The sequence below is a fragment of the Streptomyces sp. GLSS-08 genome (assembly GCF_056387915.1).
This window is the reverse complement of record NZ_JBWJAQ010000030.1, coordinates 44,259-63,029: the sequence shown is the minus strand read 5'-3', so window position 1 is coordinate 63,029 and position 18,771 is coordinate 44,259. Positions and strand designations below refer to the sequence as shown.

At 67.9% G+C, this 18,771-nt stretch carries 13 protein-coding genes and 3 pseudogenes; 7 read left to right on the top strand and 9 right to left on the bottom strand.

What is annotated here, in order from left to right; translation table 11 throughout:
- Window positions 1-87: pseudogene (locus AC0ZLC_RS32295) on the top strand (IS5 family transposase); the annotation flags it as partial.
- A gap of 348 nt (window positions 88-435) precedes the next feature.
- On the opposite strand, the gene AC0ZLC_RS32290 reads toward AC0ZLC_RS32295, so the two are convergent.
- Window positions 436-906 carry a winged helix-turn-helix transcriptional regulator gene (locus tag AC0ZLC_RS32290; protein ID WP_476755492.1) on the bottom strand — a complete coding sequence of 157 codons (471 nt, stop codon included), beginning with the start codon at window positions 904-906 and terminating at the stop codon, window positions 436-438.
- A gap of 184 nt (window positions 907-1,090) precedes the next feature.
- On the opposite strand from AC0ZLC_RS32290, the gene AC0ZLC_RS32285 reads away from it, so the two are divergent.
- A complete protein-coding gene (locus AC0ZLC_RS32285; protein ID WP_476755491.1) occupies window positions 1,091-1,951 on the top strand; it encodes a nitrilase family protein in 861 nt (286 codons plus the stop codon).
- Window positions 1,952-2,022: 71 nt separating this feature from the next.
- On the opposite strand, the pseudogene AC0ZLC_RS32280 reads toward AC0ZLC_RS32285, so the two are convergent.
- Window positions 2,023-2,866 (bottom strand): annotated as a pseudogene (locus AC0ZLC_RS32280) (IS5 family transposase).
- 75 nt (window positions 2,867-2,941) lie between these two features.
- Window positions 2,942-3,334, bottom strand: a pseudogene (locus tag AC0ZLC_RS32275) (transposase); the annotation flags it as partial.
- A 157-nt stretch (window positions 3,335-3,491) separates the two neighbouring features.
- On the opposite strand from AC0ZLC_RS32275, the gene AC0ZLC_RS32270 reads away from it, so the two are divergent.
- Window positions 3,492-4,115: a TetR/AcrR family transcriptional regulator gene (locus AC0ZLC_RS32270; protein ID WP_476755490.1), complete on the top strand. Its 624-nt coding sequence runs from the start codon at window positions 3,492-3,494 to the stop codon at window positions 4,113-4,115.
- Window positions 4,116-5,472: 1,357 nt separating this feature from the next.
- Here the strand turns inward: AC0ZLC_RS32270 and AC0ZLC_RS32265 are convergent.
- Window positions 5,473-6,048, bottom strand: a complete 576-nt coding sequence (locus AC0ZLC_RS32265) for a hypothetical protein (RefSeq protein WP_476755489.1) — start codon at window positions 6,046-6,048, stop codon at window positions 5,473-5,475.
- 52 nt (window positions 6,049-6,100) lie between these two features.
- Window positions 6,101-7,381, bottom strand: a complete 1,281-nt coding sequence (locus tag AC0ZLC_RS32260) for a tannase/feruloyl esterase family alpha/beta hydrolase (protein WP_476755488.1) — start codon at window positions 7,379-7,381, stop codon at window positions 6,101-6,103.
- A gap of 222 nt (window positions 7,382-7,603) precedes the next feature.
- Between AC0ZLC_RS32260 and AC0ZLC_RS32255 the strand changes: the two genes are divergently transcribed.
- Window positions 7,604-8,707 (top strand): sensor histidine kinase, encoded by a 1,104-nt coding sequence (locus AC0ZLC_RS32255; protein ID WP_476755487.1) that lies wholly within the window; start codon window positions 7,604-7,606, stop codon window positions 8,705-8,707.
- Window positions 8,704-9,342, top strand: coding sequence for a response regulator transcription factor (locus AC0ZLC_RS32250; protein WP_476755486.1), 639 nt, complete (start codon window positions 8,704-8,706; stop codon window positions 9,340-9,342). Before AC0ZLC_RS32255 ends, AC0ZLC_RS32250 begins: the two co-directional genes overlap by 4 nt.
- A gap of 277 nt (window positions 9,343-9,619) precedes the next feature.
- Here AC0ZLC_RS32250 and AC0ZLC_RS32245 read toward each other — a convergent pair whose 3' ends face one another.
- Together AC0ZLC_RS32245 and AC0ZLC_RS32240 are read right to left on the bottom strand one after the other, a co-directional pair.
- The gene (locus tag AC0ZLC_RS32245; RefSeq protein WP_476755485.1) at window positions 9,620-10,693 is read right to left on the bottom strand and encodes an NAD(P)H-dependent flavin oxidoreductase; all 1,074 of its coding nucleotides are present in this window, start codon (window positions 10,691-10,693) and stop codon (window positions 9,620-9,622) included.
- Complete coding sequence (locus AC0ZLC_RS32240; protein WP_476755484.1) at window positions 10,690-11,304, bottom strand: flavodoxin family protein; 615 nt, start codon at window positions 11,302-11,304, stop codon at window positions 10,690-10,692. Before AC0ZLC_RS32240 ends, AC0ZLC_RS32245 begins: the two co-directional genes overlap by 4 nt.
- A 269-nt stretch (window positions 11,305-11,573) precedes the next feature.
- On the opposite strand from AC0ZLC_RS32240, the gene AC0ZLC_RS32235 reads away from it, so the two are divergent.
- Both AC0ZLC_RS32235 and AC0ZLC_RS32230 read left to right on the top strand, forming a co-directional pair.
- Entirely contained in the window at window positions 11,574-12,335 is a 762-nt protein-coding gene (locus AC0ZLC_RS32235) for an SDR family oxidoreductase (RefSeq protein WP_476755483.1), read from the top strand.
- 218 nt (window positions 12,336-12,553) lie between these two features.
- Window positions 12,554-13,432, top strand: coding sequence for a helix-turn-helix transcriptional regulator (locus tag AC0ZLC_RS32230; protein WP_476755482.1), 879 nt, complete (start codon window positions 12,554-12,556; stop codon window positions 13,430-13,432).
- A gap of 390 nt (window positions 13,433-13,822) precedes the next feature.
- Here AC0ZLC_RS32230 and AC0ZLC_RS32225 read toward each other — a convergent pair whose 3' ends face one another.
- Both AC0ZLC_RS32225 and AC0ZLC_RS32220 read right to left on the bottom strand, forming a co-directional pair.
- Complete coding sequence (locus AC0ZLC_RS32225) at window positions 13,823-15,598, bottom strand: ThuA domain-containing protein (protein ID WP_476755481.1); 1,776 nt, start codon at window positions 15,596-15,598, stop codon at window positions 13,823-13,825.
- Window positions 15,599-15,614: 16 nt separating this feature from the next.
- Complete coding sequence (locus AC0ZLC_RS32220; protein WP_476755480.1) at window positions 15,615-18,464, bottom strand: PQQ-dependent sugar dehydrogenase; 2,850 nt, start codon at window positions 18,462-18,464, stop codon at window positions 15,615-15,617.
- Window positions 18,465-18,771 lie beyond the last annotated feature (307 nt).

The following is an 18,771-nucleotide window of genomic DNA, read 5'->3' as shown; positions in this document are numbered from 1 at the left end:
TCCGAAGCGATAATCCACGTGGCGATGATCGACCTCATAATCCGCAGACTCACTCGCGAATCCACCCTGAACTGGCGCGACACCTGAACCTCGAACCAAACAACCTCTGCGGGACAAAACACTCTTTTAGCCGTACAGGACGAGGACGCGCCCCTCCACCGCGAACCGGCCATGCAGCGTGCCCGACATAGTGTTGTACGCGGCGCTCCACACGTTCAGCGCCGTCTCCTGCGCAGCACCTAGGCGGCGCGCTGAAGGGCACGCTTGTGCATGAATCAGATCGTAGGACCACTGTGCGTCCCGTGCAGAGCCACCGAGGCGGCACTCTGGTCCGCCAAGCGGTGCACCCGATGCGAAGGAAGCCCCGTAGGGAGGGGCTCGCCGCACGCGGATCACTGCTTCGCTCGGCCTGCCGCTCCACGGGGCGTTCCCGTGTCAGGCGGCGTCGCTGCCTTCGTCCGACACCTTGTGTACGTAGGAGTTGTGGTGGTTGATGGGCCGGCCGTCGGCGTCGAGGGGTGTGAGGGGACGGATGGGCCGCCTGCTGGCGGTGTCGAGCAGCAATGAGTGCTGCTCGCCTTCGGCGAAGAGGTGTCCCTCGCCCCACTGCCTAAGGGCTACGAGGATCGCGAAGAGGTCGTCGCCCTTGTCAGTGAGGATGTATTCGCTGTAGGCGGTGCCGTCCGAGGCTGGGCGCGTTTCGAGGACCCCCTGAGCCACGAGGGCGCGCAACCGGTCGGTGAGGATGTTCCGGGAGACACCGAGGCTGCGCTGCAGCGCTCCGAAGCGGCGGGTCCCGTCGAAGACGTCACGGATGATCAGCAGGGACCACCGGTCCCCGACCACGTCCACCGCGCGGGCGACGGGGCATGCCGCCGTCGCCAGAGTCTCCTTCGATGTCCCCATCTGTTCCTCCCGCGTGGGCCCGCTGGGGCAAATCTGCCCTGACGAAGTGGTTGCAAAACCAGACCACCGATTCTACGCTGCTACTTATCTGGTCTCGTTTTGAAACTAGTTTTGCGAGGGTTCAATGACTGATGTGACTGAGGCAACTGCTGCGGCGGGCGAGACTCGGGTGAGTCCGGTTCGGGTGGCTGTGGTGCAGTTCGAGCCGCAGGTCGGTGTGGAAAACCTCAAGACGAATGCGGCCGCTGTCGAACAGCGCCTGAACGCCGCAGGCGCAGCGGGGGCCACGCTGGTCGTTCTGCCTGAACTGGCGACGACCGGCTACGTCTTCGAGACGCGGGAGGAGGCGTTCGCCCACTCCGAGACGATCCCGGACGGACCGTCGCTGCAGATGTTCGAACGGATCGCCGCCAAGCACGACATGTACATCGTCGGCTGTATCGTCGAGCGGGACGGCGAGCGGCTGTTCGACACGGCAGTGCTGGTGGGACCCGGAGGCTACATAGGCCGCTACCGCAAGACGCACCTGTGGAACACCGAGAAGCTCTGGTTCACTCCCGGTGACGAAGGGTTCGCGGTCTTCGACACCCGGATCGGCCGCATCGGCTTGCTGGTGTGCTGGGACATCTGGTTCCCCGAGACTGCCCGGATCGTGTCCCAGATGGGCGCGGACATCATCTGCATCCCGACCGGCTGGGTCTGGACCCCTCCGCCGCTTTACGACGCGAGCGGCGTCTGCATGGCCGCCCACCTCACGATCACGGCGGCGCACGTCAACAACGTCTTCATCGCGACGGCCGACCGCACCGGACAGGAGCGCGGTGCCGGCTTCATGGGCAACTCGCTCATCGCGAGCACCAACGGATGGCCGATCGATCGCATCGCCGGCCCGGACGAGGACACGATCATCTACGCCGACGTCGACCTCACCGCGGCCCGCACCGCTCCGATCTGGAACCAGCTCAACGACCTGCACCGGGACCGCCGCACGGACCTTTATGACCCGATGCTCGGATACCGGGGCGCCCCGCGGCTGCCGCGATAACGTCATGAGCGCCCTCGTCGACCCGACGAAACGTGCACACAGGGCCGTACGCCTAGGCCGTTTCGTTTGGATCATCGGGCTGACCAGAGGAAGATGCCTGCGATGTGGAGTCCGGCCAGGTAGATGGTCGCGGTCTTCTCGTAGCAGGTGGCGATACCCCGCCACTGTTTCAAGCGGTTGATGCAGCGTTCGACGGTGTTGCGCTGCTTGTATGCCTCGCGGTCGAAGGCGGGTGGCCTGCCGCCCCGGCTGCCGCGTCGCAGCCGGTGGCCGCGTTGATCGGCCGGAACGGGGATGACCACCCGGATACCGCGCTTGCGCAGGTGCTCGCGGATCGCGCGGCAGGAGTACGCCTTATCGGCCAGCACCACGTCCGGCCTTGTGCGGGGCCGTCCTCGCCGTCGAGGAACGCGAGGCGGGCCATAGCGTGAGCGAAGGCGGGTGCGTCGCCGGCTTGTCCGGCGGTGAGCACGAAGGGCGGTGGCCGGCATTGGACATCGGAGGCCAGGTGGATTTTTGTGGTCAGTCCGCCCCGGGACCGGCCGATGCCGTGGTCTGCCGGTTCGTCTGCTGGGGCCCCTTCTTGCGGGCCCCAGCCGCGTGCTGGTGTGCGCGCACGATGGTGGAGTCCACCGAGACAGTCCAGTTGAGGTTGTCGTCGGCGTCGGCCTGTGCGATCAGCGCGGTGAACACCCGCTCCCATGTGCCGTCGATGGCCCACATTCGCAGCCGGTTGTAGACGCCTCGCCAGTTGCCGTACTTCTCGGGGAGGTGGATCCACTGCGATCCCGTCTGGAACTTCCAGGCGATCGCGTCGATCACTTTTCGATGCTCCCGCCACCGGCCACCCCGCCGGGGTGTCCGATCTGGGAGTAACGGTTCGATTCGCGCCCACTGCGCGTCAGTCAACGGCACACACGAACAACGACTATCGGTGCCGGTAGGAACGGCGCCGCTGTCAGGCGGTCGGCCTAGGTGCTGTTTCTTGGATCATGTGCGGAGCCAGGTCATGAGGGTCGCGAGGGTGACGGTTCCGAGGTAGATGTAGGCGCGTTTCTCGTAGCGTGTGGCGACGCCGCGGAAGCCCTTCAGTCGGTTGATGGCCCGCTCGACGGTGTTGCGTTTCTCGTAGCGCTCGCTGTCGAATCCGGTGGGCCGGCCGCCTCGGGAGCCTCGCCCCTGCCGGTGTCTTTTCTGGCCCAGACGTTCAGGGATGGTGTGCCGTACTCCGCGTCGTCGCAGGTAAAGGCGGTTGCTGCGGGACGTGTAGGCCTTGTCCGCCAGGACATGGTCGGGCCGGGAGCGAGGCCGTCCGACTCCGCGACGGGGCACAGAAATCTGCCGCAGCACGTGCTCGAGTTGAGGGCCGTCACCGTGGTGACCCTCCTTTGCGAAGTACCGCATTGCCCTACCTACGACGCGGGCCGCACGCTCTCCGGCGAGCCGCAGCGCCTCGGGCACCACCTAGGGCTTCGACGTCATGAACCCGGCAACTCGCTCACGTCTTGACAATTCGGTCAGTGTGAATGACCATTCATTCATGGCTGCGAACGACATCACCCGCGAGGACGGCAGATCGACGCGAGAAGAAATCTTGAGCGCCGCACTCGAAGTCTTCGCGGCTCAGACGTTCGCAGGCGCACGCGTCCCTGGCATCGCCAAGCACGCAGGGGTAGCGCAGGGCACCCTCTATCGGTATTGGTCGAGCAAGCAGGCCTTGGCCAATGACGTGTTCTGTCATGCCAAGCGGGTGTTTCTCGCGTACCTGCGTCGGTCCATGCCGGCGACCCTCCCGGCCGACGAGGCCGAGATGCGCTCCTTGTTCGACATTCTGTGGCGAAACCTGACGGATTTCGCTGAAGAGCAGACCCTGATGCTGATCTTCCTTGAGCATCAGCAGCACGCCCCCTTCCTCGACCAGGAGGCTCTGGACATCACGCGGGAAGTCGAAGACTTTGCCCACGGCCTCATTCGTGCAGGCCAGCGGCTTGGGCTTTTTCCGCCTGTGGACCCACAGCTCCTGCGGCTCTTGGTTTTTGGCTCCTATGTAGGTCTGAGCAAGGGGCGCGCGGCGGGTTATTCACCTTCTCGCGAAGAAATGATCATCGCCCGTGATGCGCTCTGGGCGCTGCTGACACACGGCAGCCCATACTCCGGCACGTGACCGGACTGGAGCCACTCGCGGAGCGGACGTCTCCTGGAGGCACATATGCATTGGTGGGAAGTCAGCGTTCCGTTTCCTGACGGCGGCGCGGCAGGTGTGCACATCTTCACCTACGTAGACACCACGCCGTGCGAAGCCCGCAGTCGAGCTCGAGAAGACGCAGGCAGTCCGTCGGCTGTCCGCCACCGTCGGGGGGCCAAGGTCGATCTGTCGCACATGACACTCATGTGTCATACGCCAGATCTGCGATCCTGGCATTCGGCGTCCGCGCAGATACCACGCCAGCGCACGAGGTGACGTGTATCTGACTTTCAGCTGGGTTCTGGAGGGCGGCGTCAGCAGCTACTGGCGAGGCGCTTTACAATCGCCCATCGACTGGCGACTGGTCTGCTGGCAGTCCACCCGCCGCCAGCAGATCGCCGACGCGATGTTCGTCCTCATGGCTGATTACGAAGCGACGCAGGGGCACCCGCCGGGCGAGCAGGCCTTTTACGCGTTTGGCCAGCAGGCCGCCGACCAGACGCGCTCGCCGAAGCGCAAGGAAATGCGGTCGCTGTCCGAACCGCGCGACGACTGGAGGCAGTTGGCGATCCGGGCATTCGGCGCCTGCACCATCTACTCATCTGCAGTCCGCACTGGCCTACCGGGCCCTCGCCGCGGGTGTGGGGCCGGTTGCGGCAAAGGTGCCCCGCACGGATCGGCGGCGCGTCTTGCAGCACGAAGACCACCCCCAATGCTCGGCGGTCAGTATCCCTTGTTGCTCGTCCCGCAGCTCCAAAACTGGTGTCCCAGCCCAGCGCAATGGTCGCCGCGAGTACGAGAACCGGGTCAACACACTCGTGCTGCCCGGACCAGTGGCTGTACCCATATTCCCCGAGGCCGTAGAACGCTCGGCGCCAGGGCCGGCGGCGAAACTGAAGTCGCAGGGTGCCGGTGTGGCCTGAGGGGCAGGCCTGGTTGGGGCTGTCGGTGGACTATCAACGCATTCTCGATGTTCTTGCGGACCGGCCCCGGGTCCATCAAGGCCCGTCGGCCTGACAGACGTTGGATGTGATGTTCGGCCTGGACGCGGTGCCGGCCCAGGTGGAATGCGGTCGAGAGCGAAACACCTGGTCGCGCGGGGCTCACTGGCCGAGCGGCAGCCGGGCAGTTCAGTCTCGTCCAGGGCCCAGCAAGGCGGCCCACCTGAGCAGGGTCATCGACGAGTAGACCATCGCCTCGGCGCTGGTGGCGTGGGACTGCCCGTGGCCGTCCGGAGCGCAGCCGTCGCCAGCCTCTGCCTCCGGACCGTATCGCAGGCGCCGGCCTGCCTCCCGCGCGCGATACGCGTGGGGAGACGGGCCGGCGCCTGCGGTTCCTAGGCTTCGAACGCGGGGGCACGTCGGACCAGGGTGAGACCTAGCATGCCGACGCCGACGGCCATCAGCAGCAGACCGAGAGGGAACACGGCGATGGGCAGGACACCGCGCAGGGCCACTGGAACGGCGCCGAGGACGTAGGCCGCGAGCGCCGGGCGGGAGGCCCCGCCGGACTTCCAGAGTGCCGCCCCGAGGGTGGCGGCGCCGACTAGGAAAAGTATCGACGAGAAGGTGAAGACGGTACCGGTCAGGCCGTTGAGAAGAGTGGTGATCTGCGGCTTCTCCAACTCGGGGAAAACCAGGTTGAGAATGAACTCCACGCCCAACAGGCCGGCCATCCCGAGCTCGTTCAGGGCGTATCCGACTGCCCCAAGGCTGCCCGTGAGGCGCCGGTCGGCGAGGAAGAGCCCGGTGACCAGGAAGAGTCCGAAGGCCTCCGCCAGGGGTGCGAGGGCGTGGGTGACGGCCAGGTCGTCGGGGATCAGGGAGCCGCGCCGAGCGGCGTTGAGCAGGAGGACGGCCGCGCACCCGACGCCCGCCCAACCGCCGAGCCTGTAAAGGGACTTCGATGACATGCTTCCTCCAGATGTCGTGGATGACGCCGAAAAGAAGTCAGGCCGGGCGGGGCTACGAGCGGATATTGGGCTGCGTCCAGGTCTCCAGTTCGGCGAACGCCGCGACGAAGGAGGGCAGCATCGGCTTGTACGCCTTCTTGTCGATCGCGACGAGCCCGTCGGTGTGGGTGCCTCCGTGGATGTGTACGTAGCGGTGCAGGCTGGCGCGGCCTGCGTCGGTGACCATCCGGTCGTACACGTCACCGAAGGTGGCCGGAGGGGTCAGCGCGTCGAGCGTGCCCTGGATGCTGATCAGCGGGCGCTGGATCTTCCCGGTCAGCGAGATCCGCTCGACCGTCCGGTGCACCGACTCCGGACGCGAGGCGAAGTCGTAGTCCGTGTCGCAGCCGGGGCCGGTTCCTGATGGGCAGAATGGGGTGCCTGCCTGCTGGGCGCCGTCGTAGCCGGGGTCGACCTCCTCGCGGACGACGCGCTGCAGGAGGTCCCATTGGTTGTGGTACTGGTAGCCCCACTGCTTTTCGGAATCCTTCGGATAGCCTGCTGCGATGATCTCGTCGCGCGCCGCCTGGTCGCCCTTGGCGAGGCGGGGGAAGGCGCGCAGCGCCGGCGGGAGTGTGGTGAGCAGGCTGCCTTCCTTGGTGAAGGTGAGGGCGTTCCAGTCGATGCCGCCCGTGTAGAGCTTGGGGTGGTGCTCGAGCTGCCAGCGGACGAGGTATCCGCCCGCGGAGAGCCCGGCGGCGTACGTGACGCGGGGCATGCGCCCGTAGTGCTGTCTGGCGACCTTCTTCGCTGCCACGGTGAGCTGCGCCATCCGACGGTGCCATTCCGTGATCGCGTCGCCGGGGCGGTCGCCGTCCTTGTAGAGCTCGTCGCTGGTGTTGCCCTTGTCGGTCGCGGCGTAGGCGTAGCCCCTGGCGAGCACCTGATCGCTGATGATCGGGTCGTTGGCGTACTGCTCGCGGGTCCCGGGCGGGCCGGCCACGACGAGCCCTCCGTTCCAGTGCTTGGGCAGCCGGATGACGAACTGGCTGTCGTGGTTCCAGCCGTGGTTGGTGTTGGCGGTGGAGGTGTCGGGGAAGTAGCCGTCGATCTGGATCCCGGGAATCCCGGAGGGTGTGACGGTGTTCTCCGCCACCAGTCCCTTCCAGTCGTCCTTGTCGGTGTGCCCGGTCGGGGTGGTTCCCGTGGTCGTCAGATCGGTCAGGCAGCTGGGGATGGAGTACGCGGCTCCCGGGACCCGAATGCCGGAGCAGCGGTCCTCCTGGGTGATGCCCGCCGGAACGGTCAGGGAGGTCGCGAGCAGCAACGGTGCGATGGCGAGATGGCGAAGCACGAGGCCCTCTTCTCGATAGGGAATGGGACGCCTCGAAATCTAGAAACAGCAGGTCATTGTGGGTAAGTGCGAGATGGCCTCATCGGCTGTGGCCAGAGGTCACATGACCTCCGGCCACAATGTGCGCCGGGTTCTCGAGCGGATGCCGGATCGCGGCACGGGGCGCGTACTCTCCGAGGGAAAGAGAGCCTTCGAGCCTTCGTGAGCCTTTGAGGAGGTCCGATGTCGCGGCCCGTTCCCTGGATACCCGCCGTCTTGTACGGCGCCGTACTGTTCGGGGGTGTCTACTACGCTGTGATCGGTCCGGGCCCGGGAGCCCGGACCGCTGTATACGCGGCTCTCCTCGGCGCCTTGGTGGCCCTGGACGTGCGTGACCGGCGGGAGTGGATGGGCCGGCGGATCGCGCCAGGCGTGGTGTTCGCCCTCAGGGTGCTGCTGCTCTGCGCGGTCGCGGTCGTCGACGAGTCCGGACTGTCGCGCGTGCTGTTCGTCCTCGTGCCGTTCCTGGCCTTCTTCGCGTACGGACCCACCGTCGCCATCAGCCTCGGCGTCGGCTGCGTGGCGGCGCTGGCGGGCGCGTTCACCCTGTGGGTTCCGCACTGGCAGGTGCGGGCCGAGTACATCTCGGACCTGCTGATGTTCGCCCTAGGGGTCGTCCTGGCTCTCGCAATGGCCGCGGTGGCCGTCCGCGAGCAGCAGGCCCGCGCCCGGTTGGAGGGCACCCTCGCCCAGATCGCCGAGCTGTCCGCAGCACGCGAACGCAACCGGCTGGCCCGCGAGATCCACGACAGCCTCGGCCACCATCTCACCGCGATCGGGATCCAGTTGGAGAAGGCCGAGGCCTTCGCTTCCCTCGATCCGCAGAATTCGGCGCAGGCGGTGTCGCATGCCCGCTGGTCGGCAAACCGCGCTCTGGACGAGGTACGGGCATCCGTGCGCACCTTGGGGCCCGATTTGGAGTCCGAACCGGCCGGCCTCTCCCGGGCGCTCGCCGACCTCGTCCACCACCTGGACGGGGGGAGCCGCCGCATCTCCCTCGAGATGTCGGGCGCCGAGCGCAGGCCGCTGCTGGTGCTGTACCGGGCCGCGCAGGAGGGGCTGACCAACGCCTGCCGGCATTCCGGAGCCACAGAGATCGGGGTGAGCATCGCCTACGACGAGCGCGGAGCCCGCCTCCAAGTGGTCGACAACGGCACCGGGTTCAATACGGCTGACGAGGGGTTCGGACTGACGGGACTGCGCGAACGGGTCCGCCTCGCCGAGGGAAGCATGGCCATCAACAGCTCGTCCGGCGGCACGGTCCTCACGGTCGGAGTCCCGTGGTGATCGAGAACGGGAACGCGGACGCGGACGTACGGGTCTTCGTCGTCGACGACCAAGATCTCGTAAGGGAAGGCATCACCGCACTCCTCGGCATCCAGCCGGGCATCGAGGTGGCGGGCAGCGCACGTGACGGCGCCGAGGCGGTCGAAACGGCCCCGGCCTGCCGACCCGACGTGGTGCTGATGGACCTCCGGATGCCCGGGATCGACGGCGTGGCCGCCACAGGGCTGCTCCGCCGCAGCCTGCCCGCGTGCAAGATCGTGATGCTGACGACATTCAACGACGACGCGTACGTCGCCCGGGCGCTGAAGGCCGGCGCGGTGGGTTACCTCCTCAAGAACCTGCCCGCCGCCGAGCTGGCACAGGCCGTGCGTCTGGCCCACGCGGGGGTGGCCCAGTTCGACCAGACGGTCATCGCCAACCTGGCGGCGGGGCGCACCGCCCCCGAGCTGCTCACGCCCCGGGAGACCGAAGTGCTCCGCCTCATCTCGGCAGGTGCCACGAACAAGGAGATCGCATCCCGCCTCTACCTCAGCGAGGGCACCGTGAAGAACCACATCTCCCGTGTCCTGAGCCGACTGGGTCTGCGCGACCGCACCCAGGCCGCCCTCTACGCCAGGGACAACGGGCTCATCTGACCCGGCCGCCCGGGATGCGGACGTGCCCGCACGAATTCGGGTCTCGCCAAGCGACGGCGCCTACCCGTGCTCGCCGAAGCCCCACCTTCCAAGTCGGCTGATGGCCCACTGGCACTGTCCCGCCGAACCGGCAACGCGAAGGGTGGCTCGCGTTGTCGCAGCGGGAGCCACCCTTGTTCCCTGATCTTTACCGTAGCTGCGTCAGTTGGGAACGGAACCACGCGGATCCACACCGCCACCGGCCTGACCCTCGCACCACCGACCCCCCCTGAAAACCTCAGTAACTGCGGAGTTCCTGGACCAGGTGGGCCAGGTACTCGCTTGCACTCAAGTCGTCGCCGGCCAGTGCCGCCGTCTGTCCGGCCCACAGATTCATGTACTCCGGCCTGCTCTGGATGGTGGCGGCCTGACGGATGGGCTGCATCAGGGTGTTCTGGACGGGGTACGGGGGCACGGTGTCCTCGTAGGCGGCCATGTCGCGGACGAACTGGTTGGGTATGCCGCGGGCGGTGCGGCCGGAGAAGAGCCGGGTGAGGACGGTTGTGCGGGCCGCTGGGGTCCCGAGCTGACGCTTGTGCGGTTCGCTCGCGCCGGATTCCCGGGTGGCGAGGAAGGCGGTGCCGATCTGCACGGCGTCGGCGCCGAGGGCAAGGGCGGCCCGGATGCCGCGGCCGTCGGCGATGCCCCCGGCGGCGATGACGGGCACGGTCACGGCGTCGGCGATCTGCGGTACCAGCGAGAAGGTGCCGACAAGCGACTCCCGTACGGGTGCGAGGAACGCCCCGCGGTGCCCGCCCGCGTCACTGCCAGAGGCCACGATCGCATCGAGGCCCGCGTCCTGCACAGCAATGGCCTCGTCCACTGTCGTCGCCGTACCTATCAGGACGATGCCCCGGCGGCGCGCCTCCTTGATGACTCGCCGAGGCGGGATGCCCATGACGAAGCTGATGACGGGCGGGGCGGCTGCGAGGAGCGCGTCGATCTGGTCGTCGAAGTCGGGCAGGGCTGTGACGTCCTCGTAGGCGGGGGCGACCGCGCCGAGTTCGTCGTAGTAGGGCCGGAGCCGCTCGGTGTGGGCGGTGAAGACGTCGTTGTCCGGCAGTGTGGAGCGCTCGCCCTCCAGCGGTACCCAGAGGTTCACGGCGAACGGACGGCTCGTGGCGGCCTTCAGTTCGCTGACCAGTCCTGTGATCGCTTCGGGGGTGAGTATGTGCGCGCCGTAGGAGCCGAGGCCGCCGCCCTCACTGACGGCGGCAGCCAGGGCGACGGAGGAGAGTCCGCCGCCGAAGGGGCCCTGGACGATGGGGTGATCGATGCCCAGCAGGTCGCCGAGTCTGTTCGGGCCGCTCATGCGGTCACCGCCAGGGCGGCGGCCTCGCGGCCGTGGGAGAACTGGAGCGCGGTGCGGGCGACGCGGGCGCCGAGGTGGTGGGCGGTGCGCAGGTCCGAGTCGGTGGGGGCTTGGCCGGGGCCGAGATCGGAGGAGGACTGGGCCATGGCACCGACGAAGCCGCCGAGACGGTTGAGGTCGTCCGGGCTGCCGGTGGAGGTGTAGGCCCAGCCGGGAAGCAGCCCGAGCGAAACCCAGATCATGCCATGCTGTGCGGCAAGGACGGCCAAGGAGAGCAGGGCGTTGTCCTTGTTGCCGTTGATGCCGGCGGAGTTCGTGAAGCCGGCCGCGAGCTTGCCCTGCCAGCCCTGCTCGGCCCACACTTTGCCGCTGGCCTCCGCGAACTGCTGGAAGACGGCGGAAGTGGACCCCATGTAGGTGGGCGAGCCGAAGATGATCGCGTCAGCGTCCTCAAGAGCTGCCCAGAGGCTGTCGTCCAGAGTGGCTACGTCCCGCAGGTCGGCGCGCACGCCGGGGACTGAATCGACGCCGGCCGCGACGGCATCGGCCTGACGCCTTGTGTGGCCGTAGCCGCTGTGGTGAGCAATAGCGACGGAAAGTGGCACGGACATGAGGGGGTCCCTTCGCTCTGTGATGCGTGAAAGCGCATCGACACGTTCCACACTAGACGACTGGTCCACTATTCGCTACCCGTCACCGAGCGGCTGCCTGCCATCTCCATGCCGGCGCTTTCCATCCGCTGCGTAGACCGGCCGCCCGGCCCAGGGTGGTACTGGCCTTCCCAGGGAGCGGCAGGCTCTGGTCGGCCGCCCCGACCGGGCGCAGAGTGGTCCGCATCCGCGCACCGCACCGGCCCGCGCAGCAGACCCAGGAGCACCCCATGAGCTACCCCACCCTCGCCGCCCGAACCGCCGTCGTCACTGGAGCGGCCAGCGGCATGGGCGCGGCCACCGCCCGCCTGCTCGCAGCGGGTGGCGCCCGCGTCGCCCTGCTCGCCCGGCGCACCGACCGGCTGGACGCGCTGGCCGCCGAGCTCACCTCCGCTGGAGGCCAGGCCCTCGCCGTCACCGCCGACGTCACCGACCAGGCCTCCGTCGACGCCGCCGCCAAGGCCGTCCACGATGCCTACGGCCGGGTCGACCTGGTGGTCAACAACGCCGGCGTGATGCTGCCCAATCCCCTCGCCGAGGGCCGGCTCGACGAGTGGTCCCGCATGATCGACACCAACCTCACCGGCGCCCTGCGCGTCATCCGCGCGTTCACCCCCGACCTCACCGCGGCCGCCGCAGACGGCCACACCGCCGACCTGGTCAACGTCTCCTCCATCGCCTCCCACGTCCTCTTCCCCGACTACGCCGTGTACGGGGCAACAAAGGCCGCCCTCACCCAGCTGTCCGCCGCACTGCGCACCGAGCTGGGTCCGCGCGACGTCCGGGTCAGCACCATCGAGCCGGGCCTGACCGACACCGAACTCGCTGGGCACATCGACAACCCTGAACTGCGCGAGCAGCTCGGCGGGATGTTCACCGCGATCCCGGCCCTCACCGCCGAGGACATCGCCGACCTCATCGCGTACACCGTCAGCCGTCGCCAGCACGTCAACCTGCGCCAGTCGATCGTCCTGCCGACCCGCCAGGCCTGACATTTCCCGATCACCCGCCGGGGCTGCCATGGGGGATGCGGCGCCTCGTCGGATGGCACTCTGACAGCCCCCGCGTGGTCATCGCCACCGAGCCACAGGACAGCGGAACCGTCGACGGCGGCCCGGTGACCGCCGTCCCTGCCTCCGGACCAGTGGATGTGCTCCCTGGCCCCAGCAGGGCCAGGCAGCACACCGCCGCGATCAGCCACAATCGTCGTATGAACACCGCGACCAGCCTGAGCGACTTCCTCCGGACCCGCCGCGCCCGCCTGCATCCGAAGGATGTGGCCCTGCCGGATTTCGGCGGCACGCGCCGGGTCGCCGGCCTGCGCCGCGAGGAGATCGCCCAGCTCGCCGGGGTCAGCGTCGACTACTACACCCGGATGGAACAGGGCCGCGTGTCCAACCCCTCGGACGCCGTGCTCGACGCCCTCGCCCGCGCACTGCGGCTGAACGACGACGAGAGCCGGCACCTGCACGAGCTGGCCCGACCGCGGCGCACCGCCCGTCCGGCGCGCAGACACCAGGTCAGCCGACAGCGCGTGCGACCGATGCTCCAGCGGCTGCTGGACGAGCTGAAGGACGTGCCGGCAATGGTGATGGGCCAGCGCATGGACATCCTGGCCTGGAACCCGGCAGCGGTCGCTCTCTTCGGCGACTACGCCGCCGTGGACCCGGCCGAGCGCAACATCGCCCGGATCACCTTCCTCGACCCGGCGTCCCGCGAGCTGTACGCGGACTGGGCCTCCTGCGCCCGCGAGAACGTGGCCTACCTCCACCTGGAGGCTGGACGGAACCACCCCAGCGACCCGCGATTGGCACATTTGATCGGGGAGCTGTCGTTGAAGAGCGAGGACTTCCGCCGCTGGTGGGCCGAACACCCGGTCCAGGACAAGACGTCGGGCATCAAGAGGTTTCACCACCCGTTGGTCGGCGACCTGGAACTGACCTACGAGACCCTGCGCGCTGCCGACGACCCCGACCAGGCACTGATCACGTATGCAGCCCAGCCGGACACCTCATCCCACGAGAGCCTCAACATGCTGCTTGCGTGGACCGCCCCCACAACCACCGGTGTTCATCCATCGACCGATTGACGGGCAAGGAGCAGCCTCGCCTCAAGCCTGCTCTGATTCCGACCCTTGCAGACGATCTTCGGGGCGACTTCTGCTGAACAGTAGGGGTCTCTGCCTTGAGGGGCCGCCGGGCGTACGCAGACAGGGGTAAACGGGGGGACCCCTGCTGCCGTGGATGTACTGCCCGGCGACTCCTTCATTGTCTCGATCAACTGGCCTTGTTGGCAATGTGAAACATATTGTCAACGTTCTGACATCCACTCATCTCTCGGAGGCGCGGTGCACGCGACACTGCGATTCGGTCGATGATGTCTCTCGCCGGTCCGGGGGTTGACCGCGCCCGTCCTCCCAGGTCCGGTCGGCGTTCGGACGTCCCCGGATGGAACTCATCTCATTTCTCGGATCAGGAGATCAGGGCAGGGTCCATTTCTGGTTGGGTCCGGTGTGGCAGGTCCACAGGTGGACGGGTGTGCCGTCGTTCCAGGTGTCGCCGGAGGCGTCCAGGCATTTGGCGGACTGGGGGTTGCGGACGGTGCCGTCCGTCTGGGGGGACCATTTCTGTGCTCCGGTTCCGTTGCAGGTCCACAGCTGGATGCGTGTGCCGTCCGCGTTCGCGCCGCCGGACACGTCCAGGCACTTGCCCAGTGCTTTCAGCGTTCCGTCACCCGGGACCGACCACTTCTGTGCCGCCGAGCCGTCGCACGACCACAGCTGCACCTGCGTACCGTCTGTCGTGCCGGCGTCCTTCACCTGCAGGCACTTCCCGCCGACCCCCTTCACCGGACCCGAACGCGGACCCGGGGGCTGGGTCGCTCGCTGGATGCGGATGTTGCGGAAGGCCACCTCGTCGCCGTCCCCGTGGTTCTGGATACCGATGTGGCCCTGCTTCAGGCTCCGTGCCGGGTCGGTGCTGGTGAAATCGTTGATCTTCCTGCCGTTGAGGAAGACCTCCAGCCGCTCCCCGGTGACGCGGAGGTCATACGTGTTCCACTGCCCCAGCGGATTCAGCGCGGCGTCTCGCGCGGCGATGTCGGCGGACCGGAACCCGTAGACGGACCCCGTGGTGCGGTCGGCGGTGTCGGTCGCGTCGATCTGGATCTCGTAACCGTTGTTCACCGCCGACCACGGGTCCGAGGAGGCCGGGAACCCCAGGAAGACACCGGAATTGTCGTCGCCGCTCGCCTTCCAGTCCAGCTTGAGTGAGTAGTCACCGGTGAACTCCTCGGCGGAGTACCAGAGCATGCCGAGTCCACCGTGGGAGGTGAGGGTGCCGTCGGCCAGGGCGAACCCGCCCGGTCCCGCCTGCTGCCAGCCAGTTGTGCCGGAGTCGTCGAACAGGGACGTGTAACCGGTCTCCGGGCGGCAGTCCGCGTGCGTCATCCCCGCAGCCCAGCGGATGCCGCCGAGCAGGTGCCGGCGGAACGCGGCCTCGGCGTAGGACGCCTCGGTGTGGCCGCCCCCGGTGTAGAAGGCCCGGCCGCCCCGGTAGTCCTTGCACCAGGCGATCGGGTGGTCCCCGCTCATGGAACCCCCCGAGTAGCTGGACTCGTCGAGCGAGGCCAGTACGTGGGCCGTGGTGCGGGGGTTGGTGCGGTAGTCGTACCACTCGTCGGTGCGCTGCCAGGCGCCGCCCAGGTGGGCGGTGGCGTCGTGCGCCCGGTCCTCGACGTCGACGGTGGCGGACTGCACGGCCGGGTGGGATCGGAAGAGGGCGCCGGCCAGCCCCTCGTAGAAGGGCCAGTCGTACTCCGTGTCGGCCGCGGCATGGACGCCGACGTACCCGCCGCCACCCTGGACGTAACTCTCGAAGGCCGTCTGCTGGGCAGTGCCCAGGACGTCGCCCGTCGTCGACAGGAAGACGACCGCTTTGTACTGTTCGAGGTTGGCCGTGGTGAAAGCCTGCGGGTCCTCGGTGGCGTCCACGGTGAAGTTGTGCGCCGCGCCGAGTTCCCGCAGCGCCGCGACACCCTCGTCGATCGAGGAGTGGCGGAAACCGGCGGTCCGGGAGAACACGAGGATCTTGTACGCCGGGTCGGCGGCCACCTGGGCGGCGGCCTCCGTGTGCGCGCTCGTGCTGACGGCGGGGACGGTGTCGGCGGACGTCGCAGGCAGGGCCGTGGCCTGCGGAGCGGAACAGAGCGCGGCGCCGGCGAACAGGCCCAGGACCGCTTTGAGATGGGTGCGCATCTGCGTCACCTCCCTTCTAGGGCAGGGTCCATTTCTGGTTGGGTCCGGTGTGGCAGGTCCACAGGTGGACGGGTGTGCCGTCGTTCCAGGTGTCGCCGGAGGCGTCCAGGCATTTGGCGGACTGGGGGTTGCGGACGGTGCCGTCCGTCTGGGGGGACCATTTCTGTGCTCCGGTTCCGTTGCAGGTCCACAGCTGGATGCGTGTGCCGTCCGCGTTCGCGCCGCCGGACACGTCCAGGCACTTGCCCAGTGCTTTCAGCGTTCCGTCACCCGGGACCGACCACTTCTGTGCCGCCGAGCCGTCGCACGACCACAGCTGCACCTGCGTACCGTCTGTCGTGCCGGCGTCCTTCACCTGCAGGCACTTCCCGCCGACCCCCTTCACCGGACCCGAACGCGGACCGCCCGTGACGGTGAAGGAGAACTCGTCCACGTCGAAGAGCGCGCCGCTGCCGCCCTTGAAGAGGAGGTACAGGGTGGTGGAGCCGCTCGGCTGGCCGTTCAGGTCTGCCGTCACGTCCCGGAAGGTCTCCCAGCCGCCAGTCACCGGTACGGTCGCCGTGCCGAGCAGGGTGCCGGTCCTGGACCCGGCACGGACCTCGATGGTGCCTCCGGCGCCGGCGGAGGAGACGCGGGCGGTGAAGGTCTTGCTGTTGCCGAGGGTGTACGGCTTGAAGGAGATCCAGTCTCCGTCGTCGATGTAGCCGACCGTCCTGCCGCCGTTGGCCGAACCGTGACTGACGGGTTCGACGCCTGAGGAGTCCCCATAGTGCTCGGCCTGCCGGTGGCTGGGCTGGGTGATGTGCTGGTCGTGCGCGGTGAGGGCCGGCTGGCCGTTCGCACCCATGTCGGTGTACTCGGCGTCGATGACACCGAAGATGTTGGCATTCGGGTCGTGCTCGCCGTCGGCCGACGTCTGTAGGGTGCCGGTGCAGCCGGTCGTCGAGGTCTGCGGGTGGCCGTGACTGTCGTGGCCGATGATGAAGGTGACCTTGACCTTGGCGCAGTCGATGGTGCCGTCCTCGGGGTCGGTCACCGTGACCTTGAACGGGATCGCGGCGCCGGCGTCGTAAATGGCGCCGTCGCCGGGCAGGTCGATGCGTACCGAGGGTGCGGTGTTCCCGACCGTGATCTGAACGGATGCCGTGGCGGTCTTGCCCGTGGTGTCGGTGACCTTGAGCGTGGCCGTGTACTGGCCGTTGGCCGTGTAGGTGTGCGACGGGTCGCCCGCGTTGGACGTGGTGCCGTCGCCGAAGTTCCAGGCGTGAGTGAGGGCGTCACCGTCCGCGTCGGAACTGCCTGCGGAGGAGAAGGTGACGGAAAGGGGTGCCTTTCCGGAGGTGACGTTCGCCTCGGCCTGGGCCACCGGGGCGTGGCCGCCGGTGACGTGCTCGATGCGGTACAGGGCGGAGTTCTCGTCGCCGTTGAAGTAGCCGGTGCCGTAGTCAAGGACGTAGAGGGCGCCGTCCGGGCCGAAGGCCATGTCCATCACCTGGGTGCCGCGCCAGGAAACGGGGTTGATGGACTGTACGGTCCCGTCGCCGGCCGCTTCGATGCGCTTGATCCAGCGGCGGCCGAACTCACCGGCGAAGAAGTCGCCGTCGTACTCCTGCGGGAACTTCACCTCGGAGGCCGAGCCCCCGTCGTAGCGGTAGACCGGGCCGCCCATGGGTGATTCGGATCCGCTGCCGAACTCCGGTACGGACCCTCCGTCGTAGGGGATCCAGGCGGGCTGGCCGGGCGGCAGGTCGGTAAGGCCGGTGTTACGGGGTGAGGTGTTCCTCGGGGAGGCGCAGTTGAAGCGCTCCCCTGCCGTGCCGGTGGCGAAGTCATGGTCGACGTATGCGTCGTTCTTGCCGGTGCAGTACGGCCAGCCGAAGTTGCCGGCTTTGGTGATCCGGTTGAACTCGACTTGCCCGGCCGGGCCTCGCGAGGCGCTGGCGGCGCCCGCGTCGGGGCCGTAGTCGCCGACGTATACGGTGCCCGTAACCTTGTCGACGCTCATCCGGAAGGGGTTGCGGAAGCCCATCGCGTAGATCTCGGGCCGGGTTTTGGCGGTGCCGGGCGGGAAGAGGTTGCCCGACGGGATCGTGTACGTACCGTCCGAACTGACTTTGATGCGCAAAACCTTTCCGCGCAGATCGTTGGTATTGCCCGCAGAACGCTGGGCGTCGTAGGCCGGGTTGCGTGAGGAGCGCTCGTCGATGGGCGTGTAGCCGTCTGAAGCGAAAGGGTTGGTGTCGTCGCCGGTGGAAAGGTACAGGTTGCCCGCCGCGTCGAAGTCGATGTCACCGCCGACGTGGCAGCACAGGCCGCGGGAGGCGGGCACGTCGAGGATCTTCTTCTCGCCGGCCACGTCCAGCGTGGCGTCGCTCCGCAGGACGAACCGGGAGAGCCGGTTGACTCCGTCGTACCGCGCGAAGTCGGCGGACGCCCCGTCCGTCGGCGCGTCGCCGCTCGGAGTGCCCAACTTGGGTGCGTAGTAGAGGTAGATGAAGCGGTTGGTGCTGAATCCCGGGTCTACGGCGACGCCCTGCAGGCCCTCCTCGTCGTGGCTGTACACGTCGAGCGTGCCCGCCACCTTGGTGGTGCCCCCGCTGTCGGTTAACCGGAGCGTGCCGTCCCGGGACGTGTGAAGCACCGAACGGTCCGGCAGCACCGCAAGGGTCATGGGTTCACCCGTTTCGGCAACGCCCTTGGCGAGGGTGACCTGTTGGAACTCGTCGGCCGCTGCGGACACGGCCCGGCCACCGGGGTCCGCCGTGTCGGCGGCTGCCGAATTCATCGGCAGGGCCAGGCCGATGGCACAGGCCACGGCCGGCAGGAGGAGACGGACACGTCTGGGTCCGCGCGGTCTCGTGCGCACAGAGTTCTCCCGGGGGTGGGGGTGGCGGCAGGCCACAGGTCCTGCCGTGAGGGAGTGCGGGCGCGCGCCGTCGAGCCGTCGAGCTCCGGCCCATGAGTTTCATGACCGGTTCATTTCAGGGAAGTTAGCGGGATTGGTCCAAGCCTGTAACCCCTTTCGTCCAAGATCTTCGTTCTTTTTCCGCTCAAGGGACAAAGTGCGATCTCCTGGGCGAGGCACGGCCATACGCTTCCGTGGGGCGGCGCTTCCGGGGTAGGGAGATCTGCATGCGACGCGGATCATGTCAGGGAGAAAACCCGTCGCCCGT